The 26,327-nt window shown below is 33.7% G+C and carries 28 protein-coding genes; 24 read left to right on the forward strand and 4 right to left on the reverse strand.

The annotated features are described in order from the left end of the window. Nucleotides 1–12 precede the first annotated feature (12 nt). The 21 genes from HN014_RS06870 to HN014_RS06970 all read left to right on the forward strand — a co-directional run bounded on the left by HN014_RS06870 (nt 13) and on the right by HN014_RS06970 (nt 18,396). Entirely contained in the window at nt 13–1,371 is a 1,359-nt protein-coding gene (locus HN014_RS06870) for a hypothetical protein (protein WP_176028145.1), read from the forward strand. Nucleotides 1,372–1,598: 227 nt separating this feature from the next. Then, nucleotides 1,599–2,360, forward strand: coding sequence for an MbnP family protein (locus HN014_RS06875; protein ID WP_176028146.1), 762 nt, complete (start codon nt 1,599–1,601; stop codon nt 2,358–2,360). Nucleotides 2,361–2,446: 86 nt separating this feature from the next. Continuing rightward, complete coding sequence (locus tag HN014_RS06880; RefSeq protein WP_254884112.1) at nt 2,447–3,493, forward strand: cytochrome-c peroxidase; 1,047 nt, start codon at nt 2,447–2,449, stop codon at nt 3,491–3,493. Between the two features lie 119 nt (nt 3,494–3,612). Next, nucleotides 3,613–3,942 carry an iron-sulfur cluster assembly accessory protein gene (locus HN014_RS06885; protein ID WP_176028147.1) on the forward strand — a complete coding sequence of 110 codons (330 nt, stop codon included), beginning with the start codon at nt 3,613–3,615 and terminating at the stop codon, nt 3,940–3,942. A 42-nt stretch (nt 3,943–3,984) separates the two neighbouring features. Next, nucleotides 3,985–5,430 (forward strand): Fe-S cluster assembly protein SufB, encoded by a 1,446-nt coding sequence (gene sufB, locus HN014_RS06890; protein WP_176028148.1) that lies wholly within the window; start codon nt 3,985–3,987, stop codon nt 5,428–5,430. A gap of 26 nt (nt 5,431–5,456) precedes the next feature. Further along, a complete protein-coding gene (locus tag HN014_RS06895) occupies nt 5,457–5,849 on the forward strand; it encodes a hypothetical protein (RefSeq protein WP_176028149.1) in 393 nt (130 codons plus the stop codon). Nucleotides 5,850–5,898: 49 nt separating this feature from the next. Beyond that, a complete protein-coding gene (sufC, locus tag HN014_RS06900; RefSeq protein WP_176028150.1) occupies nt 5,899–6,654 on the forward strand; it encodes a Fe-S cluster assembly ATPase SufC in 756 nt (251 codons plus the stop codon). Continuing rightward, nucleotides 6,654–7,967 (forward strand): Fe-S cluster assembly protein SufD, encoded by a 1,314-nt coding sequence (sufD, locus tag HN014_RS06905; RefSeq protein WP_176028151.1) that lies wholly within the window; start codon nt 6,654–6,656, stop codon nt 7,965–7,967. The genes sufC and sufD overlap by 1 nt, the downstream gene beginning before the upstream one ends. 108 nt (nt 7,968–8,075) lie before the next feature. After that, entirely contained in the window at nt 8,076–9,290 is a 1,215-nt protein-coding gene (locus HN014_RS06910) for an aminotransferase class V-fold PLP-dependent enzyme (protein WP_176028152.1), read from the forward strand. A 177-nt stretch (nt 9,291–9,467) separates the two neighbouring features. Beyond that, complete coding sequence (locus tag HN014_RS06915) at nt 9,468–9,713, forward strand: hypothetical protein (RefSeq protein WP_176028153.1); 246 nt, start codon at nt 9,468–9,470, stop codon at nt 9,711–9,713. A gap of 246 nt (nt 9,714–9,959) precedes the next feature. Next, a complete protein-coding gene (locus HN014_RS06920; RefSeq protein WP_176028154.1) occupies nt 9,960–10,340 on the forward strand; it encodes a M43 family zinc metalloprotease in 381 nt (126 codons plus the stop codon). Between the two features lie 183 nt (nt 10,341–10,523). Next, the gene (locus HN014_RS06925) at nt 10,524–11,009 is read left to right on the forward strand and encodes a hypothetical protein (protein WP_176028155.1); all 486 of its coding nucleotides are present in this window, start codon (nt 10,524–10,526) and stop codon (nt 11,007–11,009) included. Between the two features lie 31 nt (nt 11,010–11,040). Beyond that, complete coding sequence (locus HN014_RS06930; RefSeq protein ID WP_176028156.1) at nt 11,041–11,463, forward strand: SufE family protein; 423 nt, start codon at nt 11,041–11,043, stop codon at nt 11,461–11,463. Nucleotides 11,464–11,564: 101 nt separating this feature from the next. After that, complete coding sequence (locus HN014_RS06935) at nt 11,565–11,888, forward strand: SUF system Fe-S cluster assembly protein (RefSeq protein WP_176028157.1); 324 nt, start codon at nt 11,565–11,567, stop codon at nt 11,886–11,888. 33 nt (nt 11,889–11,921) lie between these two features. After that, the gene (locus tag HN014_RS06940) at nt 11,922–12,431 is read left to right on the forward strand and encodes a DUF2480 family protein (RefSeq protein WP_176028158.1); all 510 of its coding nucleotides are present in this window, start codon (nt 11,922–11,924) and stop codon (nt 12,429–12,431) included. A gap of 154 nt (nt 12,432–12,585) precedes the next feature. Beyond that, entirely contained in the window at nt 12,586–13,500 is a 915-nt protein-coding gene (locus tag HN014_RS06945) for a DUF3078 domain-containing protein (protein ID WP_176028159.1), read from the forward strand. A gap of 129 nt (nt 13,501–13,629) precedes the next feature. Then, the gene (locus tag HN014_RS06950; RefSeq protein WP_176028160.1) at nt 13,630–14,655 is read left to right on the forward strand and encodes a DUF3078 domain-containing protein; all 1,026 of its coding nucleotides are present in this window, start codon (nt 13,630–13,632) and stop codon (nt 14,653–14,655) included. Nucleotides 14,656–14,918: 263 nt separating this feature from the next. After that, a complete protein-coding gene (locus tag HN014_RS06955) occupies nt 14,919–16,385 on the forward strand; it encodes a hypothetical protein (protein ID WP_176028161.1) in 1,467 nt (488 codons plus the stop codon). 294 nt (nt 16,386–16,679) lie between these two features. Next, complete coding sequence (locus HN014_RS06960) at nt 16,680–17,099, forward strand: GNAT family N-acetyltransferase (RefSeq protein WP_176028162.1); 420 nt, start codon at nt 16,680–16,682, stop codon at nt 17,097–17,099. Nucleotides 17,100–17,243: 144 nt separating this feature from the next. Then, a complete protein-coding gene (locus HN014_RS06965) occupies nt 17,244–17,840 on the forward strand; it encodes a hypothetical protein (RefSeq protein WP_176028163.1) in 597 nt (198 codons plus the stop codon). A gap of 4 nt (nt 17,841–17,844) precedes the next feature. After that, nucleotides 17,845–18,396, forward strand: coding sequence for a GNAT family N-acetyltransferase (locus tag HN014_RS06970; RefSeq protein WP_176028164.1), 552 nt, complete (start codon nt 17,845–17,847; stop codon nt 18,394–18,396). Nucleotides 18,397–18,497: 101 nt separating this feature from the next. On the opposite strand, the gene HN014_RS06975 is transcribed toward HN014_RS06970, so the two are convergent. After that, nucleotides 18,498–19,481: an alpha/beta hydrolase gene (locus tag HN014_RS06975; protein WP_217704365.1), complete on the reverse strand. Its 984-nt coding sequence runs from the start codon at nt 19,479–19,481 to the stop codon at nt 18,498–18,500. A 216-nt stretch (nt 19,482–19,697) separates the two neighbouring features. On the opposite strand from HN014_RS06975, the gene HN014_RS06980 reads away from it, so the two are divergent. Then, nucleotides 19,698–20,573: a LysR family transcriptional regulator gene (locus HN014_RS06980; protein WP_176028165.1), complete on the forward strand. Its 876-nt coding sequence runs from the start codon at nt 19,698–19,700 to the stop codon at nt 20,571–20,573. A gap of 91 nt (nt 20,574–20,664) precedes the next feature. On the opposite strand, the gene HN014_RS06985 is transcribed toward HN014_RS06980, so the two are convergent. The 3 genes from HN014_RS06985 to HN014_RS06995 all read right to left on the reverse strand — a co-directional run bounded on the left by HN014_RS06985 (nt 20,665) and on the right by HN014_RS06995 (nt 23,232). Continuing rightward, on the reverse strand, nt 20,665–20,946 hold the full coding sequence (locus HN014_RS06985; protein ID WP_176028166.1) for a hypothetical protein: 282 nt from the start codon (nt 20,944–20,946) through the stop codon (nt 20,665–20,667). A gap of 55 nt (nt 20,947–21,001) precedes the next feature. Beyond that, on the reverse strand, nt 21,002–21,286 hold the full coding sequence (locus HN014_RS06990) for a hypothetical protein (protein WP_176028167.1): 285 nt from the start codon (nt 21,284–21,286) through the stop codon (nt 21,002–21,004). A 110-nt stretch (nt 21,287–21,396) separates the two neighbouring features. Continuing rightward, complete coding sequence (locus HN014_RS06995) at nt 21,397–23,232, reverse strand: sodium:proton antiporter (RefSeq protein ID WP_176028168.1); 1,836 nt, start codon at nt 23,230–23,232, stop codon at nt 21,397–21,399. 543 nt (nt 23,233–23,775) lie between these two features. On the opposite strand from HN014_RS06995, the gene HN014_RS07000 reads away from it, so the two are divergent. Then, nucleotides 23,776–24,636 carry an MBL fold metallo-hydrolase gene (locus HN014_RS07000; protein WP_176028169.1) on the forward strand — a complete coding sequence of 287 codons (861 nt, stop codon included), beginning with the start codon at nt 23,776–23,778 and terminating at the stop codon, nt 24,634–24,636. 5 nt (nt 24,637–24,641) lie between these two features. Next, the gene (locus HN014_RS07005) at nt 24,642–26,318 is read left to right on the forward strand and encodes a S8 family peptidase (protein ID WP_176028170.1); all 1,677 of its coding nucleotides are present in this window, start codon (nt 24,642–24,644) and stop codon (nt 26,316–26,318) included. Nucleotides 26,319–26,327 lie beyond the last annotated feature (9 nt).

Genomic DNA, 26,327 nt, shown 5'->3' on the forward strand with positions numbered 1-26,327 from the left:
AACAGAAAAATAATGAATACTTCAAAGATTTCTATCTATACTATTGCCTTTGTTATTACACTAACAGCAATAAGCTCATGTAGTAATGATGATGAAGGTACTCCCCCAAAAGTCGACGAAAAGATTGAACGGGATATAGAATGGGTAAAAACATATGGAGGTAGCAATGAAGATAATGCCCTGTCAGTAGTAGAAACTACTGATGGGGGTTATGCTGTTGCCGGATATACCCAAAGTATTGATGGAGATATAACAGGAAAAACAGCCACCGATAGTGACTTCTGGCTATTAAAACTAAGTCCATCAGGAGAAATTCTCTGGAATAAAACATATGGCGGAACCGGTGATGAAAGAGCAGAAAAAATAATCCAAACCAACGATGGTGGTTTTGTAATGGTAGGATATAGTAGAAGTACGGATGGTGATGTGTCTGTTAATGCCGGATTACAAGACTATTGGGTGTTAAAAACAGATAGCTCAGGAACATTAGAATGGGAAAAAAGTTTTGGATTTCCCGGAATCGACCGTGCTTTTTCTGCTTTGCAAACCAAAGATGGTGGTTTTTTTATTACCGGATTTTTAGACGTTACCGCCAGTGATGGCGGAGGGAATGATGACAAAAACAAAAATGAAAAACACGGAGTAGGAGAATTCTGGGGTATCAAACTGGATGCCAATGGAGAAAAACAATGGAGAAGATATTTTGGAGGATCCAATAATGACCGTAGTTATGACGTTATAGAAACAGAAGATCAAGGATTTATCATGATAGGATCCTCAGAAAGTGAAGATTTTGACATCTCTAACAGCAAAGGAAGTTATGATTTTTGGGCTGTAAAAGTAGATGCCAAAGGAACGAAAGTATGGGAAAAATCATACGGTGGATCTCAGATTGATATTAGCTATGCAATCGCTGCAGCAGGCAATGGAAAATACCTGATCATAGGGGACTCTAGAAGTGAAGATGGGGATATTTCAAACCCTAAAGGAAATGCTGATCTATGGATCATACAGATTGATGATAAAGGAAGTATACAATGGAAAAAATCCATCGGAGGAACCGCTTTTGATACAGGAAGAGGTATTTACAAAACCAAAGAAGGAAATTTCATTATTACAGGAAACTCCAGAAGTGGAGATGTTGATCTGACAAAAAACAATGGGCAAAGTGATATATGGAATTTGATCATAGGACCCGATGGAAATGTAAAATGGAGTCAAACCGTAGGAGGAACCGAAGCAGAGTACGGTAATGGCTGTATTGAAACAAAAGACAAAAAAATAATTATTGTCGGAAATTCAGAAAGTAGCGATTTCGACATCACTACAAATAAAGGAGTTAAAGATGTCGTCGTTATAAAATACAAATAAGAATAAATTACCTCGTCGGAGTAAGCCCATAAGGTATTTATTGAAAAATAAATTGCAAGGCAAGTCATGGGAATAATATCCCCTTTGGCGGTGCCAATAAACTACCTCGTCATGAGTAAGCGAGGCTTTATATAGAAAATAAATTTTGATACGATAACTGAAATCAAAATTTATTTTCTTTACTCAAACACACATTTTATTTTTTTAAAACTAAAAAAAACAAACTCATGAAAAACTTTTTTTTAATAGCATTACTGGCAGTAGGTATTGTCTCCTGTAAAAGTGATGATGATAGTACAACCGATCTCGAACCGGGAGCACTGACTATTAATGTAAGTAATGTTATTGATGGAAAAAACATTGAACTAAACAATACTTCTTATACAAATAAGAGTAATGAAACCTATAAAATAGCAGAGCTAAAGTATATTATAAGTAATATCGTGCTTATTAAAGAAAATGGCGACAAAGTAGCATATCCCGTAGAAAAAAGTTATTTTTTAATTAATGAAGAAGTTGACGCATCAAAAAAAATAGCATTGTCTGATATTGAAGGCGGCGTGTATACCAAAATCTCGTTTGGGTTTGGAGTCGATCAATCAAATTATCCATTAAATGGAGTTAATAACTTTATCCCTACAGCAGAAGAAAACAATATGCTTTGGTCATGGTCTGCAGGATATAAATTCCTTAAATTCGAAGGAACATATAATGAGAATGACGGACCGGAAAAAGAATTTGTTATTCATGTAGGAAGTCACGGAACAACACTGGACAATTATAAAGAAGTAACAGTGAACCTGACGCAACAATTAACTATAAACAAAGGAACAACACCTGCAATAACACTAAATGCAGATATTTCCAAAATATTTGATGGTACAAACACCCATTCACTTACTGTAAAAAGTGATATACAGATAGACCCTGAAAATGCACCAAAAATAGCAGAAAATGTAAGCAAAATGTTTACTGCTGAATCAAAATAACCCTTCGGGTATCTGATTAAAATACATTTTGTTCCGGATGCAATCTCGGAACATTCACACCTCTGTTATCGAGTAAAAAAATTAAATTGAAAGTATTTTTATATATAGGTATGATCTTTATCGGAACTGCATGCAGTTCCGATAAAGATCAATATACACCTATCCCAGAGAATCCAAAATTAACTTTTGATATTCCTTCCAATTTCCCTAAACCTACCTACGATATTTCAAAAAACCCTCCAACAGAAAAAGGGTTTGAATTAGGAAAAAAACTATTTTTTGATGGAAAACTCGCTTCAGATGGAGTTGTTTCATGTGGATTCTGCCATATTCAGGATTTTGCTTTTACACATCATACTCATATTGTCAGTCATGGAGTAGATGGAGCATTAGGGACAAGAAATGCGCAACCTTTGCACAATCTGGCTTTTATGAAAGAGTTTACCTGGGACGGAGCGGTAGCACATCTCGATTTACAACCAATTGTGCCCATTACTGCAGAAGTAGAAATGAACGAAACATTTTCTAATATTATCAAAAAACTAGAAAAAGAACCTACTTATGTCCAGTTGTTTTCAGAAGCTTTTAAAGATCAAAAAATAAATACCGATAACATTCTAAAGGCATTGTCACAATTTGTTGTGATGATGATTTCATCCAATTCCAAATACGATAAAATAGAAAGAAATGAGGGCTCTGTTTTTACAGAGGAAGAAGCCCTAGGTTTTGATTTATTTAAAAACAAATGTGCTTCTTGTCATCAGGGAACATTGTTTACAGATCAATCATACAGAAATAATGGATTACCATTAGATACTATCTATAATGATAAGGGCAGAATTCGGGTAACAGGATTAGATGAAGATCGACTAAAGTTCAAAGTTCCTACCTTAAGGAATATAGAATTAACCTTTCCTTATATGCATGATGGACGGTTCAAAACATTAGAAAACGTATTAGACCATTACAGTGATGGCATAAAAGATTCTGAAACACTTGATCCCATTTTTAAAAAGGAAAACGGTACCCTTGGCATACCTATGACCCCTTTGGAAAAACAACAAATTATCGCCTTTCTCAAAACCCTTACTGATGATGATTTTATCACTGATGACAGGTTTTCTGAGTTCTAAAACACCACATTATAACGAATCCCTATGTAGTTATATAATAGATTAATGTTAGGTTTTGTGCATAAAAGCTACTTATGTAGTATATTTGCATACTATTTTAGAACTAATCTATTTAAAAAATGATCAAAGTATCTGACACAGCAAGAAAAAAAGTAGTTCAGCTCATGGATGACGACGGATTTGATGCTACGACGGACTATGTGCGAGTTGGAGTAAAAAGCGGGGGGTGTTCTGGATTGTCATATGATTTGAAATTTGATAAAAATCAAGAAGCCGAAGACAAGCTTTTTGAAGATAACGGTATAAAAATTATAGTTGACAAAAAAAGTATCCTATATCTTGTAGGAACAACACTAGAATACTCGGGAGGTCTTAATGGTAAAGGCTTCGTTTTTAACAATCCAAACGCCAATAGAACGTGCGGATGTGGAGAAAGTTTTTCGTTATAATATTTTAAAGAAGAAACCTGAATACATATCAGGAAGGGAAAGATGGCATATACAGAAGACGATTTAAAGAAAGAGTTAGAGAACAAAGAATACGAATACGGATTTTATACGGATATAGAATCTGAAACTTTTCCGGTAGGACTTAATGAAGATATTGTACGAGCAATATCTAAGAAAAAAGAAGAACCGGAATGGATGACAGAGTGGCGATTAGATGCATTTCGAATCTGGAAAGAAATGGAAGAACCAGATTGGGCAAATGTAAACTATGAAAAACCTGATTTTCAAAATATATCGTATTACTCTGCCCCTAATAAAAAACCAAAATATAACAGCCTTGACGAGGTAGATCCAGAGTTGTTAGAGACATTTAATAAACTGGGAATATCACTGGATGAGCAAAAAAAGCTAGCAGGAGTAGCCGTAGATATCGTTATGGATTCCGTATCGGTAGCAACGACATTTAAAGAGACGCTAGCAGAAAAAGGAATTATTTTTTGTTCAATATCTGAAGCTATTCAGGATCATCCGGAACTGGTAAAAAAATATATCGGTACAGTTGTTCCTAAAAAAGATAACTTTTATGCAGCTTTAAATTCTGCTGTATTTAGTGATGGATCTTTTTGTTATATACCTAAAGGTGTCCGATGTCCAATGGAATTATCGACTTATTTTAGGATTAATCAGGCAGGAACAGGTCAGTTCGAACGTACACTGTTAGTAGCGGATGAAGGAAGCTATGTGAGTTACCTGGAAGGTTGTACTGCTCCCTCCAGAGATGAAAATCAATTGCATGCTGCAGTAGTAGAGCTAATAGCCCTAGACGATGCTGAGATTAAATACTCTACCGTGCAAAACTGGTATCCTGGAAACGCTGAAGGAAAAGGAGGGGTTTATAACTTTGTAACCAAAAGAGGAATCTGCGAAACAAACGCTAAAATTTCATGGACCCAAGTAGAAACAGGATCAGCTGTAACCTGGAAATACCCTTCATGTGTACTAAAAGGAGATAATTCTGTAGGAGAATTTTATTCTATTGCTGTAACAAATAATTTCCAGCAGGCAGATACCGGAACCAAAATGATTCATCTTGGAAAAAACACAAAAAGTACAATCATCTCCAAAGGAATTTCAGCCGGAAAATCTCAAAATAGTTACCGAGGATTAGTCCAAATTAATAGCAGAGCAAGTAACGCCAGAAATTTTTCTCAGTGTGATTCGCTATTAATGGGCAATGAATGTGGAGCTCATACGTTTCCCTATATAGAAGCTAAAAATAAAACCGCTCAAATAGAACATGAAGCAACTACCAGCAAGATAGGAGAAGATCAGATATTCTACTGTAACCAGCGCGGTATTGATACCGAAAAAGCAATAGCACTTATTGTCAATGGTTTTAGTAAGGAGGTACTGAACAAACTCCCCATGGAATTTGCGGTAGAAGCTCAAAAGCTTCTGGAGATATCTCTGGAAGGTTCTGTAGGGTAAATGTCTAACTAACAAATCTACCATTCATGAAAAAGTCATTCTTATTAATTCTGATCAGCCTTGTAATATTCTCTTGCAAACAAGGAAATACTAATAACAATAGTGGAGAAACAACTCTGATACGAGGAGAGTTTATTCTTATAGATGATGTAGGAGTGATAAAAGTACAGGATTCTGTCTATGGAGTGGAGATTAATGATATGGCATATGAATTGTCCAAAAAGACAACACCATTACAAAGAGAAGAGTACGATATGGTTCCTGTTGTAGTACAGGGAATAGTAAAGCCTAATCCTAATGAAGGATGGGAGAAAATTGTAGAAATAAAAGAAATTATTGGTGTTAGTGAGCCAACTTCTGAATTATCAACAAAAATAAAATCCTCAGAAGATCCTCATCAAAACCATAATCACGAATAATAAACAAGAATAATTATCTCCGTGGGGAGACTAAAGATAGTTGTATAAAATGTTAGAAATAAAGGATTTACATGCAAGTATTAATGGTAAGAAAATTCTAAAGAGTCTTAACCTTAATGTTAATGCAGGAGAAGTACATGCAATCATGGGACCTAATGGTGCAGGAAAAAGTACCTTAGCTAGTGTTATTGCAGGAAAAGAAGAGTATGAAATAACAAAAGGGAATATTTTTTTAGAAGGAGAAGATATAGAAGAACTTGCACCGGAAGAACGTTCACATAAAGGTGTTTTTCTATCATTTCAGTATCCAGTAGAAATCCCGGGAGTAACAGTAACTAACTTTATGAAAACTGCCATCAATGAAACCAGAAAAGCACAAGGTCTGGAAGAGATGTCAGCAAAAGATATGTTGAAAAAGATTCGCGAAAAATCCGAATTATTAGAAATCGATAGAAAATTTCTATCTAGATCCCTTAATGAAGGATTCTCCGGAGGAGAGAAAAAAAGAAACGAAATTTTTCAAATGGCAATGCTAGAGCCAAAACTGGCAATACTTGATGAAACTGATTCTGGACTTGATATCGATGCCTTGCGTATTGTAGCAAATGGTGTCAATAAATTAAAAAGTAAAGACAATGCAATTATTGTCATTACTCACTATCAACGTCTGTTGGATTATATTGTTCCTGACTTTGTACATGTACTACATGACGGTAAAATTGTAAAATCCGGAACGAAGGAACTAGCCTTAGAACTAGAAGAAAAAGGATATGACTGGATTAAAGAAGAAATAAAGGAAGCATAATGGAGTTGAAAGATAAATTGGTATCTTCTTTTCTGGTTTTCGAAAACAATGTCGATATAGAATCACCTATACACGACATTCGAAGCAAAGCCATTAAAGTTTTTGAACAAAAAGGATTTCCTTCAAAAAAGGAGGAAGCATGGAAGTATACGTCCTTAAACTCTATTTTAAAGCGTGACTACAGTATTTTTCCTAAAGAAGAAAACACTATAGCGTTTAAAGATGTTAAGAAGTACTTTTTAAACGATTTGGATTCTTATAAAATCGTTTTTGTAGATGGAAAGTATTCTTCTCACTTATCAGAAACTACTCATGATAAGATGGATGTCTGCCTGATGTCATCAGCACTAACGAATTCTAAGTATAGACCTGTTATCGATAATTATTTTGATAAAATAGCCAAAAAAGACGGAATAACATCTCTAAATACTGCTTTTTCTGAAGAAGGAGCTTATATCTATATTCCAAAAAATGTTTTGGCAGATAAACCTATTCAGATCATACACTTTGCTACAGGAAGAGAAGAAGAACAAATGCTACAACCCAGAAACTTGATTGTAGTAGAAGAAAATTCTCATGTACAAATTGTAGAGAGACATCAGAGTTTGACTGATAATCCTGTTTTCACCAATTCTGTAACGGAAATTTTTGCAGATAAAAGAGCCATTGTAGATTATTATAAAATACAAAATGATAATCAAAATGCCTCGTTGATAGACAGCACTTTTATAGAACAACAAGCGCAGAGTGTTGCTTCTGTACACACCTTTTCTTTTGGAGGAAATATTACCAGAAACAATCTGAACTTTTTCCAAAAAGGAGAAGGAATTGATTCTATTCTTAATGGAGTCACTATTCTAGAAGGAAAACAGCACGTAGATCACAATACATTAGTACATCACATAGAACCTAATTGTGAAAGTCATCAGGATTACAAGGGAATCTTTGATGAAAAATCAACCGGGGTCTTTAATGGTCAAGTCATTGTTAATAAAGAAGCACAGAAGACAAATGCGTTTCAATCAAATAACAATATTTTATTAAGTGATAAAGCATCTATTAACTCCAAACCTCAGTTAGAAATTTTTGCTGATGATGTAAAATGTTCTCATGGTTGTACCATTGGTCAATTAGATGAAAATGCTCTTTTCTATATGAGGTCAAGAGGAATAGGAGAAAGAGAAGCCAGAGCTCTGTTGATGTATGCTTTTGCCAACAATGTATTAGAAAGTGTAAAAATACCTCAGCTAAAGAGTAGAATCAATAAGCTTATCGCCAATAAAATAGGTGTTAATATAGGCTTTGACTTATAAATTAAGTGATTACAAAAAAACAATACAAAAAGAAGCCAAATCCATTATAGATTTGGCTTCTTTTGTTAGTAAAACCGTAACTTTGTCCCGCTGAAAAAGAAAGAAAATATGTTTGATGTACAAGCCATAAGAAAAGATTTCCCAATACTAAATAGAGAAGTAAATGGAAAACCCTTAGTCTATTTCGATAATGCAGCAACCTCGCAAACACCACAGGTGGTTATCGATGCAATCGTATCTTATTACAGCGAGTATAATGCGAATATTCATAGAGGCGTACATACCCTATCTCAGGAAGCAACAGATGCCTATGAAATAGCCAGAAAAAAAGTACAGGCTCATTTCAATGCAGCAAAAGCTCATGAAATAATACTGACAGCAGGAACGACTCATAGTATTAATATTGTAGCAACAGGATTTACCAGCTTATTGACTAAAGGAGATGAAATCATTGTTTCTGCTCTGGAACACCATTCTAACATTGTACCATGGCAAATGCTTTGTGAGCGTACAGGAGCGGTATTAAAAGTAATCCCAATGAATGAAGAAGGAGAGCTTGTTATGCAAATCTATGATCAGCTTTTATCCCCTAAGACGAAATTGGTATTTGTCAACCATATATCAAATGCATTAGGAACTATAAATCCTATAAAAGAAATCATAGATAAAGCACATGCAGTAGGTGCAGCTGTATTGGTCGATGGAGCACAATCCTGTCCTCATATAAAACCAGATGTACAAGAACTCGACGTAGATTTTTATGTAGCCTCTGCGCATAAGCTATGCGGTCCTACAGGAGTTGGTCTCTTATATGGAAAAGAAACATGGCTGAACAAACTCCCCCCCTATCAAGGAGGAGGAGAAATGATTGATCAGGTTACTTTCGAAAAAACTACCTACGCTGGCTTACCACATAAATTCGAAGCAGGAACGCCTAATATCTGTGGAGGAATAGCTTTTGGGGTAGCATTGGATTATATGAATAAAATTGGTTTTGATGCCATCGCAGCCTATGAACAAGAACTATTAGCGTATGGAACAGCCAAACTATCAGAAATAGAAGGATTAAAGATTTATGGAACGTCTAAAAACAAAACATCTGTAATTTCTTTTAATATTGATACTATCCATCCATATGATATAGGAAGTATTGTCGATAAATTAGGAATTGCTGTTAGAACCGGACATCATTGTGCACAACCCATTATGGATTTTTATAAAATCCCAGGGACCGTGAGAGCTTCCTTTTCTTTTTATAATACCAAAGAAGAAATAGATGCACTAGTCGCTGCCGTAAAAAAGGCAAAAATGATGTTATCCTAGTTTATATTTCTACTAAATGCAGAATAAAAAGCATAATCATTTGATTTATAATGTTTTTACATAAATTTATCACACTCAATTTTTGGAGTTAATCATTAGTTAATCAGCTCAAACAGGATACTATTAAGATGAGGAAGAAGTTTATGCCACTACATAAACTTAAAACCATATCTAATTATGAAAAGACTAATCATCAGTGCATTTGCGCTAAGTCTTCTGTTTACCTCCTACGAAAAAGAGGCTAATTCATTAACTCCTGATGCCGCATCAGAAAATTCAGAACAAAATGCAGTAATCAAAAGAAAATGCCATTCTGCAGAAATACTGAAAAAACAATTATCCCAAAACCCTGATTTGACCCAAAAAATGACCACCATTAAGGAACAGATTAAACGTTTTTCTAAAAAAACTAAAAGCTTCTAATGAGGTTGTTGAAATTCCTGTAATTGTTCATATTCTCTATAATACTAATAAATAAAACATTAGTAATGCTCAGGTTCAATCACAAATCAATGTATTAAATGACGATTTTCCAAAACCAATAGTGACGTATCACTAGTACCAAGAGAGTTTAGAGATCTGGTTGCAAATGCTGGCTTTCGATTTCGTTTAGAAAAAATAAACAAAAAGAGAACAAACAAAAGATCATGGAATCCAGACTATGACAATATGAAGCTCTCCAACAGAGGAGGGATTGATATTGCAAATCCAAAAAAATATTTAAACATCTGGGTTTGTAACTTATCAAGAGACATATTAGGATACGCTCAATTTCCTGGAATGGGTCCTGATGCTACGAATGGTGTAGTAGTTAGACCTACATTTTTTGGAACAACAGAAATTGTACGCGCTCCATTTAATAAGGGAAGAACCACCACTCATGAAGTAGCTCATTGGTTAAACTTACAACATATCTGGGGTGACGGAGGATGTCCTTATGATGACAGAGTAGCTGATACACCAGTCTCTAATGATCGTAATCATGGATGTGCTAGATACCCGACAGTACAGTGTAGATATGATAATGAACCATATGGATTATATAAATGATAGCTGCATGTATATGTTTACGAAAGGTCAAAAGAGAAGAATGAGAGTGCTATTCGAATACGAAGGATTTAGAAGTTCTTTTGTTATGTAAGTCAAATACGCAATCATAAATTTATATAAAAGGTCTGATTAAGGCGTCTTTTTTGGTATCTTTTAGCATTTCTAACACCACACAAACAACAAATGAAGCTATCTATTTTCTATCTTACAATATTTATACTACTCTCCTCTTCTTGTAGAGAAACCAAAACAATACATATTGCATCAAACCCCACAATCAATACTGATCAAAAACATCAAAACAATATTGTAAAAATTAGATATCAAGCATTATCCAGAGGATTTTATCTACAAATAGAACTGGATAAAAATGTATTATTGGTGTCTACTGACAGAAATCATGAACAACGCAAACAGCAGCCCTGTAAAACAGAAGACTGGAACAACATCATCCTATTAACCCAAAAGATCCAATTGGACAAGTTACAAGAACTAAAAGCTCCTACAGAAAACCGATTATTTGATGGGGCTGCCCATGCGCAGCTTTATATTTCTAGTAAAGAAAAAGAATATATTTCCTCAGGATTTGATCATGGTGCTCCCCCAGAAGAAATAGCTCCATTAGTATCCTATATATTGTCATTGGGAGAAACTGTTGAAAAGCAATAATACTTGTTGTATTTTTGTCAAAAAAAGGGATATGTCAATACAAGAAATTCAAGAAGAGATTATCGATGAGTTTGGGATGTTTGATGATTGGATGCAACGATATGAATATATGATTGAATTAGGAAAATCACTTCCGCTGATTGAAGAAAAATATAAAACAGAAAATAACATCATTAAAGGTTGTCAAAGTAAAGTTTGGGTACATGCTGAGATGAATGATAATAAAATAGAATTTACAGCAGATAGTGATGCTATTATTACCAAAGGTATTATAGCCATTTTAATTCGTGTTTTTTCTGGACAGCACCCACAAGATATTATTGATGCTAATACTGATTTTATTGATGAAATCGGATTAAAAGAACACCTTTCTCCTACAAGAGCTAATGGGTTGACAAGTATGCTAAAACAACTAAAACTTTATGCAGTAGCTTATCAAACGCAATTGGATTAAGTGATTTTAGTTCAGGTTTTAACTATAAGCTGTTTTAAATCTTGATTATCGAGTAAAAAACCTCGAGACAAGTATTGAAATATTATATAAAAAAAGAAAAAATGAGTGATACTATAGATACAAATGCACTGGGAGAACAAATTGTTGGAGTTCTAAAAACAATATATGACCCAGAAATTCCTGTAGATATATATGAACTGGGTCTTATATATGATGTTTTTGTCAATGAAGATTATGAAGTAAAAATTCTGATGACATTAACCTCTCCCAACTGCCCTGTTGCCGAATCTCTCCCGGAAGAAGTTAGAGAAAAAACAAAATCAATTGATTCTGTCACAGATGTAGAAGTAGAACTGACTTTTGACCCACCCTGGTCTCAGGATCTAATGAGTGAAGAAGCAAAGTTAGAACTGGGAATGTTATAAAATTGTTTTATTACACCACATAAGGTATTTCAAATGGCAGACGAAATCATAAATAGAGTAGCAAATAATAAAAAACTAATCACTTTTGATTTAGAAGAATATTACCCGACTGGAAAACGGCAGCAATTCGATATAAAAGATTGGTTGTACGAAGGGTTGATTCTAAAAGAGAACGATTTTAGAGATCAGGTCGCTTCTCATGACTGGAGTGCGTATCAGGATACCTACGTAGCATTACATTGTTCCTCAGAAGCAATTATACCTGGATGGGCTTATCTTTTAGTAACCAGTGCACTGGCACCCTATGCTAAAAAAGTAGTTGTAGGTACCCTGCAATCCATTGAAACAATTCTATATACTGAGATTATACAGCATATAGACCCTACTCCCTACAAAGACAAAATGATTATTATAAAAGGATGTTCTAATAAACCTGTTCCAGAAGAAGCATATATCGCTATTCTTCAAAAATTACAACCTGTAGCAAAAAGCATCATGTACGGAGAAGCTTGTTCTGCTGTTCCTTTGTTTAAAAAAAAATAAGCGTATTTTGTCGTATTAATTGTTCTTTCGTCGAAAACACTACGTCATAAGTAGCCTTCTTCTATCGAAAGTTTTAACTTCAAGTATCTTTGCCAGCACAAAAAAAGTGAATTAGTAACAAAGAAAAACTACTTAAAACTATTTTTTTATAACGATGAAAAAAACATTTCTAACATTGGCATTTTTAGTTAGTACAAGTATTTTACTAGCACAAGACGATGCAAAAAATGAACCACCAAAAGATGGGTGGACAAGAGGAGGAAACATCAGTTTCTTATTTAACCAAACAGCTTTCAACAATGATTGGACCGGAGGGGGAACTTCTAACATTGCAGGAAACCTGGGATTATCATATGACTTTAACTATAGAAAAGGAAAACTTACTTGGGATAACAAAATCTTAGCAGATTACGGTCTTACAAAATTAAAAGATCAGGAATTTACCAGAAAGACAAATGACCGTTTTGAATTTAACTCTTTACTAGGTAAGCAAATCAAAGAAACAAATTGGTACTATTCTTTCTTTATTAATTTCAGAACACAATTCGATAAAGGATTTGAATATGGAAAGGATGACCAAGGAAACGAAATCAGAACAGAAACAACACATATTTTTTCTCCTGCATATCTACAATTCGGACCAGGTATGTTATGGAAGAAAAGCGATAATCTGAAAGTAAATATTGCTCCTGCTACTGCAAGATTAATTTTTGTAGACGGAGATTTCACCAAAGTAGATGAAACAGATCAGGCTGCTCTTGACGCATACGTTCCTTATTTTGGAGTAGAAGCGAATGAAACAACTCGTTTTGAGTTTGGTGCTGCAGTAAATGCATACGCTAAATTCCAATTAATGGAAAATGTATCTATGGAGAACATCCTTAATCTATATTCTAATTATCTAGAGGATCCTCAGAATGTAGATATTGACTATACAGCAAACCTGGTAATGACTATCAATAAGTACTTATCTGCTAATATTACCTTCCAGGCAATATATGATGATAATGCAGTTAGCGCTTTCCAAATCAGAGAAGTATTTGGTCTTGGAATTAACTACGGATTGTAAAAAAGTATCTAGCTATACAGAAGCCCGTTTTTTAAGAAAAACGGGCTTTTTTTATTATAAATATGTCTTTTGAATAACTTACAGACTTCTGTTATATTTGCCTTCACCCCTAATGCAAATATAAGTGTCATGAGAAGAGTACTGTTACTGACCTTACTGTTAGTTTCTTTCCAAAAAATAATAAGCCAGGATCAAAAAAAAGAAACTCCAAAAGACACGGTAAAAACAAAACTAAAGAAATCACTAAAAAACGTATTAAAAGGAACATCAGATGAGATGTCTTCAAAAATCCTAAAAGAACTTCTGGAAGAAGTAACCCCTAAGAAGACAGAAACGGTAAAAATCGGATGGGAAAATAAAGGTGCTTTTACTTTATTGTTTAATCAAACGGCTTTTAACGCAGATTGGCAGAGCGGAGGAACCTCTAATGTAGCAACTAATACCACTTTCCTGTATCAGCTTATTTATAGAAAAAAAGGGCTGATTTGGGAAAATAAAGTTGATGGAGATTTTGGACTGACGTTTTTAAAAGGGGAAAATTTTTTGAGAAAAACCAATGATCGAATTGAGATCAATACCCGATTAAGTGAGCAAATTAAAGAAAGTACCTGGAACTATTCTTTTTTCGCTAATTTCAAAACACAGTTTATCAAAGGATATGCATATAGCAAAGAGGAAGGAACAGAAGAAACGATTAGAACGGAGGAAACTCGTATTTTTTCTCCTGCTAGTTTTCAATCCGGACCTGGTATCTTATGGAAAAAGAAAGAAAAATATACTGTCAATATCGCTCCCCTAACCTCTCGAATTACCATTGTCAACGATATGTTTACCAGTGCAGAAGATTATACCGATGGAGATTATTTTGGGGTTGATAAATACAAAAGTTCTCGCTTCGAATTCGGAGGGTCTGTTGCTGCTAATTTTAAAACTAACATTTCGAAGAATTTAAAAATAGAAAATACCCTAAACCTCTATTCTAATTATATAGAAGATCCTTTTAATATCGATTTGGATTATACATTCAAATTAGATTTGCTGATAAGCAAACGATTTACTGCCAACTCTACATTTCAGGCAATATATGATGACAATGCTACTTCCGCTTTCCAGATCAGACAATTATCCGGAATAGGGTTTAAGTATGCTTTTTAGCTTAGAATTACATATTGATATCATCTATTCTATTAAGTATTTGTTTATTTTTTAACAGTTTAATTAATTTTTATTTAAAATAAATAAAAATTAATTAAAAAATTCTCATTTTCAGGTATTTATACTCTTTTTTAAGTTTCCTCAAGATTAGAAATTTATAGTCTACTAAAAGCTATACCATTTTAGTTTGAAGTCTAAAGGAAAATAAAGTAGCCTATATATATGATTTTGATGCATAAATGGTATACCCTAATCCATTTATTATGCACTATAAAAAACTACTTCTGCTTTTGATGTTCTCCTTTTTACTGGCGTGTAAAAACGATCATAAAAAGGACAAAAACACAATAAATAATGAAACGATAACTGCAGAAAAAACAACCTATAAAGAACAAATTGACAATACTTGTATTGCTGATAGTACCTGGTTTCAAACAACCGGAGGAATTAGAAAGACACCTCCACCAAATGAAGGACCGACTAGCGTATTTGCTGATAATAGTACTGTTACTAATTGCGATTTCCATCAATGGTCCTGGCAAAAATTTCTTTGGTTAACCAATGAAACAAATGGAGTTCCTTTTTTTCAGGATCATCTTCTTCAGATCACTTCTCATGGAGAGATTTTAGATCAACGTCAAGGAATTATACTGACAGACATTGCTCAGGCGAGTTCTAAAACGGATATTCTAAAAACCAATAAGATGGTTAATGCTAATAAAAAAACGGATACCGTTTATTATTCCATTCATGTGAATAAGTTACTGTTTGAAACAATGAAAACTTATGCGCCAATTGCAAAAGAAGATCCTTTAAAAGTAAATGGTATTTCTTTTCCTGTAGGAGCATTAGAATTAAAAATTTCTTGGGTAGCTGCCGCTGCTTTGGCAGATACAAGTACCTACTACATTACAGATGGTATTATCAATGGGGAAAAAACCAAAATCGCTCTTTTAGGGATGCATGTTGTTGGTATTGTAGAAAATCACCCGGAATTTATTTGGGCTACATTCGAACACGATAAACTAGCACCAAAATATGATTGGGATAAAGCGACGCCTACCAGTGATGCTCCTGTGACAAGTACCTCTAATTATCTATTTTTCAATAAAGACAGTACTGCAACAGTCAAAAATATTACCTCTGGTAATGGAATATATGAAAATGTGTTTTCTGTTTATAAATTTGGGGTTCCTGTAAAAAAAGAAATGAAAGGATCTTTTAATGTTCAGGTATATATGGAAACCAGTCAAAAAGGCTCAGAGAACTTTACTAACATTCATTCAATTAATGAGCATGTAAAAAATCAACTAACAGATATATGGAAAAACTATTTCTATAACGGATCTATCTGGATAAATACAGAAGGGTTTGAAACTACAGAACAGCAAACAGCTCTTCTGGATTCTTTAGGAGGAAACCTTTCACAATCCAGAAAAGGAGACCTTACAAGAGGTTCTGTATCTGCGTATAATATAACGATGGAGACCTATGTACAGGTAGGCTTCTCCCCTACGTCTATTCATTCTCAAACAGTAGATAATCTCGTGAATTGTTTTTCGTGTCACAATACTTCAGGAAATAATAATAATCGCTCTCCCCTATATATAAGTCACTTATTTACAGGATATCTAAAAAACCTACAGGGATATACTAAAGAAGAGATCAAAGAAGCACATGTAAATGAAATTATAGCACAATTCAAACGTCGAGAACGCCAAAACAATTGATTTCTGCTTTTTCTAAGATTGTCTCTTCATTCCAAATCTAAGAAAAGAAGAGACAATCTTAGAAAAGCTTCTTTAGGAAAAACATACCTTATTTCTATTATTTAATGTGCAATATTCTCCTCTTTATCATCAGCTCATGACAAACCTACAAAAGAATATATTAAGCTTACTGCAACTGTAGATTTTTGTTAGAAAACTTACCCCATGTATCAAAGATCCTTTTCTTTATATTTATACTCTTTTATATATCTCTCATATATAATTACATATGAATATCATCAAAAATTAACGACTTTGACAATCCGATCTAAATCTTATTGGAACTATACACCTGCACAAATTAAAAAATGGAGAAAAGACCTGACTGTTTCTCCGGAATACATTCTCAAAAATCCAGTTTATATGCTCTATATAGCTCAGGAACTAATTGGGTATTATTCATATTTAGCAATAAGTAAAAGAATAGTAAAATTGGATAATGTTTTTATAGACTCTATCTATATTCGAAAAGGGTATGGTACGCTCCTGATGCAGGATTTTATAAGTCGTATCAAGCAAGCTGGATATCAGAAAATACATTTAGATTCCGATCCGAATGCTGTAAACTTTTATCAACACCTCGGTTTTATCATCATTGATCGCATCGAAACAGCAATCAAAGGTCGATTTATGCCAGTTATGGAACTGGAAGTACAACTGATAACGAGTTTATAAAACTGTATCTTTATTTAGTTCGTAAACTACCTCGAGATCAGTATTCAAGGTGTTATTTAGGAAATAAATGTTAATTTCGAAACAAAACTCAAAACATATACCTCTCGATTATCGAGTAATAATTTTAATTAAGGGAATTAAAAAATGAAAAACACTTCTTTTTTTAAAGAATCTCAAGGCTATTTATCTGCCGGATATGTCTATTTGATATTACTGGGAATATTAAATGAAACTTTTTATTATAATCAGATAGGCGTAGATATTCTAAAATATGCTTCTATTATGGATATTCTCATTAGCCCGATTGCAAGGCTAACCTCCAGTATGGTACGTATCATCATATTCCTTATTGTCGTTTTCACTGTTTTTAGAATTCCTTTATATCTGGCAAAAAAGAAAGACAAACAATGGTTTAAAAAAATTTTTACATTTGAACCTAAAAACCCTTCTGTTTCAGAAATAAAAAGACAATTGCTACAAACCGCTTTGTTTATGCTTTCGATCGGATTACTTGGTTTTTATGTTGGTACAGGGGTTGGAGCAGGATCTAGAGTTTCTAAAAAAATAGAAGAAAAAAAGATCATTTATGAAGACACTCTAACCTTTATAAATGATACTAAAGAGACTGTAAAAATAGTAGGAAAAAACAGTTCTTATATTTTTTATCTTTCTAAAGGAAGTGATATTGTCAAAATCGCACCAATTAATGGAAATATTAAGTATATAGAAGAAAATAAGTGACCTGATGAAAATTCATATTGAAACTACTCGTTTTATTCTCCGAGATCTGGAAATGACCGATGCTCCTGGTATTTTTGATCTTGATTCTGATCCTGATGTTCATGAGTACTTAGGGAAAAAACCTATACAAACAATAAAAGAAGCAGAAGAAACAATCTTATTTATCAGAAATCAATACAAAGAAAATGGTATAGGACGCTGGGCAATCATTGATAAATCAACACGTGATTTTATAGGCTGGGCAGGTATAAAATATGAGCAAACATTACGAAAAGGAATAAGCTATTACGATCTGGGGTACAGATTACGAAAAAAATATTGGGGAAAAGGAATTGCATCAGAAACTGCTAAAGAAGCTGTTAAGTATGGTTTCGAACAACTTGGTGTACAAGAAATTTTTGCAGCAGCTGATATTGCAAACATAGGGTCTAATAAAGTATTGATAAAAACAGGGTTGTCTCTTATAGAAACATTTGATTTAGATGGAATTCCTCACAACTGGTATACAATTCATAAACAGACATGGGATATTCATAAAAATACCGCTCATCCTTAATTCATATAATCTACAATATGTAAGATGAGATTTTATCATACAAAAGAACATCCTTTTAGGGATGTTCTTTTGTGCAATATAAGTTGGTTTTTATTGAGGTTTTATAACGTTCGTTGGTAAAAAAGAACTAATTTTTCTACGGCCTGATTTACATAAGGTTCCTGGTCATACAGATCAAAATGATTCGCCTCTTTGATCTTTACTAACGCTTTATCTCCTTTGGCCCTTTCTACAGCTACCTCACTAAAATAAGCTGATAGAGCTTTTTCTCCTATAATGGCTAAGAAGGGTCTGTCTGCCATTAATTCTAGGTGTTCTGTAGGGTTAAAGAAATACCGTGTATCTAATGACATTGCTGCTCTTAGTGGACTATATGTAGGGTATTGCCCTCCTCGTTTGGGGTTTCTATAATAATCAGCTGCCCGATCCCAGAATTTTCCAAGACCACTATTCGCCGGAGGGATCCCCTCTACTAATACAACCTCTCCAGTCTCATAATACCGCTGTCTTGCTTGATTACCCCATGAAATCTGCTGTTGTAATTGAGCAACTTTATCTCCTGACAATTCTTTCATATACTGAGTAGCACCTCCCATTCCATAATCTATAAAATCGACAAAGCCACTTACAGTTGCTACCGATCGAATCCGCTGATCAAAAAAAGCAGATTGAAGACTATAACCTGCTCCTGAACAAATACCCAGAACACCTATTTTATCTTTGGCGACTCCTGGTATTGTCCCTATAAAGCTAACTGCATTTTTAATGTCTTCTACTTTCATTGGAGCATTTTCCATCGCTCTGGGAACTCCCCCACTTTCTCCATAAGTTCTATGGTCGAATGCGAGCGTAATAAATCCTTTTTTAGCCAATTTCTCAGCATAAATTCCAGCGGTTTGCTCTTTAATTCCACTAGCTGGTGTAATGACAACAATTGCTGATTGTTGTTTTTCTGATGAATATCCTTCTGGGATAAAAAGATGTCCGGCTATTCGAGTTCCTTCACTGGTAAAATTCACCTTGTTTTTTCCTGTTTGTAAATTTTTATGAAAGATTGTTCCAAATGTGGTTACAGATGTTTTCATAGTTGTATGGGTTAAAGATTGCGCTGTCATCACTGCAGATATCCCTAAAATAAGACAGCAAATTGTTGTTTTAAGATTTATTTTTATCATAACTATAAATAATAATAATATTAGATTACTATGTTTAATGATTGCTTTTATTTACTTTTACAAAAGTATATCACATAAAAACAGGTTCAAAATACCTATTTTGCATCATCATCATAAATAATAATTATGGATACTCGTTTACTTCGTTTCTTTATAGCAGTCTATGAACAAAAAAACCTAACCCGTGCAGCAGAGCAATGTTTTGTATCCCAACCTAATATTTCCAACGGGATCAAACAATTAGAAGAAGAAATAGGAAAACAACTTTTTATACGACATAAAAGAGGGGTGATTATCAATACTGAAGCACATTATCTCTACCCTATTGCGAAGCGTCTATTAGGAGAAATTACGTCCTTATCTGATATTTTTAAAGAGCGAGAGTTTACAGATAAAATTACTATTGGCGTTGCAGAAAGCTTGCCTCAGGAGCACAAACAACAATTCTTTAGAACCGCTACACATTTATCAGATTCTTTGCAATGGGATGTTCGCCCTATTGGTAGAGATTGTGAAATTAATTTGCTAGTACGTGAATGGAAATACGAAGAAGATCTTTTCCTTCCTCTATGGAAAGAGAATTATGTCTTATGCATCCCAGATGGTCATCATTTATTATCCAAAGATGTTATAGAACTCGAAGATCTACAACATGAATCATTTATTCATTGTCCTCCTTGTGAGGCACATAAACAATGTCTGTCTATTCTGAGCAATACCAGTAAAAAATCTGTAACTATTGCTAATTGTGCCACTAAAACAGAAACCCTTACATTTTTAATGGCTGGATTAGGTGTCACATTTTTACCTGAACATTTTATAGATGGATGGTACGGTTTCCAGGTAAAGCCTTATAATGGTCCTCGCTATTTTAGAGAAGTTGGATTATCTTATCCCAGAAAGAGTCTTAAAAACCCTGCTATTTCTAAATTAATCGATTATTTTTCTAAAAATACTTTGCGAACTAAAAAATTCAGTGAATTTGGATATTATACTAAGTAATATATAATTGTTAAAAGAAAAAAATCTTTGAACTCATACAAATAAAAAATGACCGCATATAGCGGTCATTGATAAATTAACACGTTGTTTATTAGTTAAAAGGGTCAATAGTCCCATTACACGCACCTGTGGCGTAGGAATCAAAAGAGCTTCCTTCTGGTAGGGATACAGTTTGCTTATCAGAAACTACTCCTCCTACAGAGGCTTCTACTGTTACTTGGTTATTGCCAATATCACATACAGTAACCTTAGTTGATATTCCAATTAAAGAAACATCACAACTTCTACAACTGTTGGATCCATCATCATCATTCCCACAGGATGATAGCAGTAACACTGCCATACTTGCTAAGGCGAATACATTTTTTTTCATACAATGATTAATTAGGTTAGATTTGGGTTATTTATTGCTTAATTTAGTAAAATTCTCATTGTCCTATAGTAGCGCATTCTTTGAGTACATCTCCTAATTCTGTTTCATAAGCATCATCGGCACCACATTCAGTATCTCTATACGCTTGTATAGCGTCTTGTACCAGCTTACAAAGTGTTTCTGTTTTAGGGGTTGCATCTGTATATGCATTTAATGCTTCTTCTACAGGTAATCTCAATCCGGAATCAATCGCTTCACATGGATTTGTTTTGACATCATCTTCTCCGCAAGAAGAAAATCCCAGTGCCAAACAGCCAATAATAATTAGTGTTTTTTTCATAATGTGGGGGTAATTAAATCGAAATTATCTGGATACGAATATAATAGAATATTTATTATTTTAACAAAAAATTAATATTCTATTCGTTTATACATCTTTATACACAGCTGTTAATCAACTACTTCTATATCAATTGGCTTCCCTAAATAAGCCAAATAACTTCCTTCTGCTATATTCTTAACTTCATCGCTATATGAAGGTATTATTTGTATTTTATTGGCATTATCTCTAATAAAAAGGGGAATGATATTTTCATCTTCTTTGGTCATATTGATTAAAGTCTCATAATGAGTTCTGTCCTTTATTTTTATTTCTAAAATTCCAGGATATTTTTCTGTCAATTCCATCAATCTGTAATAATCATCTGTATGGGAAAACAATCCTGCTTCAGGATTATTTTCAGGATCATTCATTTCTTCTGAAGTTACTAATCTGTACGAACCATGCTCCCCAAATTGATTTTTGAATTTATCAATTGCATATTTATTAATGTCACTATTCCCTGTCAAGGCCATTAAATAACCTATATCATTTAATTCTATATTATCTTTTAGCTGATCACTATAAATATTTCCCTCTATAGCTTCTAATCCAAGGTTTTTGGCTTTTTTGACATTTTCACGATTACTATCTATCAGAACGACATGTCGGTTATTGTTTTTTAAATATACCGCTATAAGTCGTGAGATTTTAGAGGCTCCAATAATAAGAGTTCCTTCGGATTTTTTAAGAAATACTCCTACAAGTTTAGCAAAAATTCGAGCTGTTGTAGCATTCAGTAGAACCGTCCCTAATACAATCATAAAGACTAAAGGAGTTATATATTCAGCACCGATTTCTCCAATTTTATCAAGCTTTAAACCAAATAATGAAGCAATACCAGCAGCTACGATCCCTCTAGGGCCTACCCAGCTAATAAAAAGTTTTTCATTGGTCTTTAATCCGGATCCCATCGAACTCAAAAAAACACCTAATGGTCGTACAATAAATACTACTACTGCAAAAAGCAAAAGGGCTTTCCAGTTATAAACCAACTCCAGATCTTCTATATTAATATTTGCCGCAAGAAGAATAAAAAGAATAGAAATGAGTAGAACACTCATCGATTCTTTAAAATACAATAACTCTTCTAAATTTGGTAAATTCATATTTCCCAAAACCATTCCCATTATCACTACAGATAATAAGCCCGACTCATGTGCAAATGCATCAGATAACACAAAAACACCCAATACAGCTGCCAGCGTAAAAACATTTAATAAATAATGTGGAATAATATTTTTCTTAATAGCAAAAGCGAGTCCATGAGCAAATGTAAAACCAAAGGTCAGTCCGAAAAGTACAATTTTAGCAAACTCAATGAGCGCAGTTACAGTATAAGCTCTGCTCTCCCCTACACTAATAAACTCGAAGACCAAAACAGCTATCAATGCTCCTACCGGGTCTATCAAAATTCCCTCCCACTTCAAAACTGTAGAAATATCTTTTTTTAAAGGTATATTTCGTAATATAGGTGTAATTACCGTAGGTCCCGTAACAATAATCAACGAAGAAAACAGAAAAGAAATTGGCCAACTTAAATCAAAAATAAAATGAGCGGCTAATCCTGCTCCAAAAAAAGTAACTACTACCGCAATTGTTATTAACTTCAAAATTACAGGACCAACATTAAGTATTTCATTCCTTCTTAATGTAAGCCCTCCTTCAAAGAGAATAACGCTGATTGCCAATGACACAAAATAGAAAAGACTTTCTCCCGGAAAAAGTCCTTCTTTCCCATTCCAGATAGGTTGAATTAATTTAGTGTGATCATCTGTATATAATGTAGCTATTGGTCCTACTAAAAGGCCTATCAATATCAATGGTAAAATAGCCGGGATTTTAAATTTCCAAGCAACCCATTGTGCTAAAATCCCCAAAATAATAATCCCTGATAATTCTAACATGTTCTTTCCTGTATATTCGGTTTTAATAATTTAAAGAACGTAATTTTTTATAAATCGTCAAAATAGTGTGCTTTTTCTTCCTCAAATATCTCTTTTTTCTAAAATGCTAAAGCACTTTTGTATCTACATAAATTACAATCGGGCTAAAATACTATAAATTAATTAGCTGATTCTTTTCTTTATAACATCCTATAAAAAAGAACATTCTTCTTCATACTTATAAAAAGTCCTTCTTAAACACGTAAACTCCCTATCTGTCTATTTATTAGAAATTTATAATAACTAAAATTGACAATATAAATTTCACAATAAACTACATATGTGTATAAAACTTTATGTAGATAATGTAATTCTATTGAATAAAATGAAGTATTAAAATTATCCGTATGATGAAATATTGTTAAAAAGTCTACAAAAAACCTGATGATCCTTGCCTTTTTTTCTATTTTGCAAAGATTTTTTACTTTTTTTATGAATAGACACTACATATCCTATCAAAATTGATAGGTATGATAAGTTTAAAATACGATAAATCGATATAGAATGAATTTACATGCTATAGAGGCAGGAAACTTTAAACTGGACGGGGGAGCTATGTTTGGTGTAGTCCCTAAAAAACTTTGGACCAGAACAAATCCGGCAGATGAAAACAACATGATTGACATTGCTGCCAGATGCCTTTTAATTGAAGAAGGGAACCGACTCATTCTAGTTGATACGGGAATGGGAAATAAACAATCTGATAAATTTTTTGGCTATTATTCACTCTGGGGAGATCACTCTTTGGAAAAATCCTTAAAAGCAAAAGGGTTTCATCCAGATGATATCACAGATGTCTTTGTTACTCACTTACATTTTGATCATTGCGGAGGTGTAGTTCAATGGAACCAGGATAAAACAGGGTATGAAATGACCTTCAAAAATGCAAAAGTATGGAGTAATGAGAATCATTGGCAATGGGCAACCGAACCAAATGCCAGAGAAAAAGCTTCTTTTCTTCAGGAAAACATCCTTCCTATCCAAGAAAGTGGACATTTACATTTCGTATCAAGATCCGGAACACCTTTTCAGCAAGAATCTGAATTAGGTTTTGGAATACTATTTGTTGACGGACATACAGAAAAACAAATGATCCCTCATGTATCTTATAAAGGAAAAACGATTGTATACATGGCTGATTTATTACCTACAGCTGGTCACCTTCCATTACCCTACGTAATGGGATATGATACCAGACCTCTGTTAACACTACCAGAAAAAAAACAATTTTTAGAAAATGCAGCTGATAATGACTGGTATCTAATGCTTGGTCATGATGCACATAATGAAATAATAACAGTACAACACACCGAAAAAGGAGTACGATTAAAAGAAACTTTTACCTGTAACGACATATTCAAATAACAATTATGACCCTAATCTCTAAAAAGCAACTAATTGCAATCTCATCATCACTTGCATTAGTAAGTTGTGGAGCACCAACACTCGTATCCACTCCAATAGAAAATATAGATTCTATACCTTTAAAAAACGCACCATTAACAGAAACACAATATAAAAACTGGAATTCTTTTGATTTAGTGTCAGATACAATTCCTGGAATGAGTGTCAATAAAGCCTATACCGAAATCATCAAAAACAAACCCGGTAAAAAAGTTATTGTTGCTGTAATTGACAGCGGTGTTGATATAGAGCACGAAGATTTAGATGGTGTTATTTGGACTAACACCAAAGAAATTAAAGGAAACAATAAAGACGATGATAATAATGGATACATCGATGATATTCACGGGTGGAATTTTTTAGGAGATTCCAAAGATGAAAACCTGGAGTTTGTTCGAATTATAAAAAAATTAAAACCAAAATACCAGGGAAAAAACCTGGCTTCGGTAGCTTCTTCTGATAAAAAAGAATATCAAAATTATATTGAAGCAAAAGCTGAATATGAAAAAAAATACCAGGAAGCACTTTCTAATAAAGAGAGATACGAGCAAATTTTACAACAAACTAATGCCTCTCATAAAGCCGTTTCTGCCATATTAAAAAAAGAAGATTATACGCAAAAAGAGTTACTTTCTGTAAAAGCTGACACCCCGGAAATGCAACAATATGTTGGTTTTCTATCACAAATGTTTCAGTTTTTAGACAAAGGAGAAAACATCGTTAATTTTTCTAAAAATCTAAAAGAAGGAATCGAACATTTTACCAACAGTCTTAATTATAATCTAAACCTTGATTACGATGGAAGAAGTACCGTTGGCGATAATGTAGATGATATCACTAATGTTACCTATGGTAATAATAATGTGATGGGACCTGATCCTACAAAAGATAATATCAAACACGGAACACATGTAGCAGGAATTATTGCTGCTGAAAGAAACAACGGTAAAGGAGTAAACGGGATTGCGAAAAATGTAGAAATTATGGCCATTCGAGCAGTACCAGACGGAGATGAATACGATAAAGACATTGCATTAGCCATTCGATATGCTGCAGATAATGGAGCAAAAGTAATTAATACCAGCTTTGGAAAATACTATTCAACTCATCCTGAATGGGTGTGGGATGCTATAAAATATGCTGCTGATAAAGATGTATTAATTGTTAATGCTGCTGGTAACGAAGCAGAAGATTTGGATCAAAAACGAGTATATCCTAATGATCAAACAGACAATACAACGGAAATAGCAAATAACTTTATTACCATTGGAGCATTAAATTATGAGTACGGATCTAGCCTTGTTGCTAATTTTTCTAATTATGGAAAAAACAATGTAGATGCCTTTGCTCCAGGAGTAAAAATATGGGCAACCACTCCTAATAATTCATATGAGTTTTTACAAGGAACATCTATGGCGGCACCTGCCGTTGCCGGAGTAGCTGCTTTAATAAGATCTTATTACCCAAAATTAAGCGCTAATCAAGTAAAACAAGTACTTATGAATAGTGGATTAAGTACAAATGCTACAGTAGTAATTGGAGGGGAACCTGCAAATACTGGGAAATTTACAGAATTATCAAAGTCAGGGAAAATGGTCAATCTTTATAATGCATTGATTCTGGCAGATAAAATGTCGAAGTAACAGATAAAA

It is taken from the genome of Aquimarina sp. TRL1 (assembly GCF_013365535.1).
In the GTDB taxonomy this organism is placed as follows: Bacteria; Bacteroidota; Bacteroidia; order Flavobacteriales; family Flavobacteriaceae; genus Aquimarina; species Aquimarina hainanensis.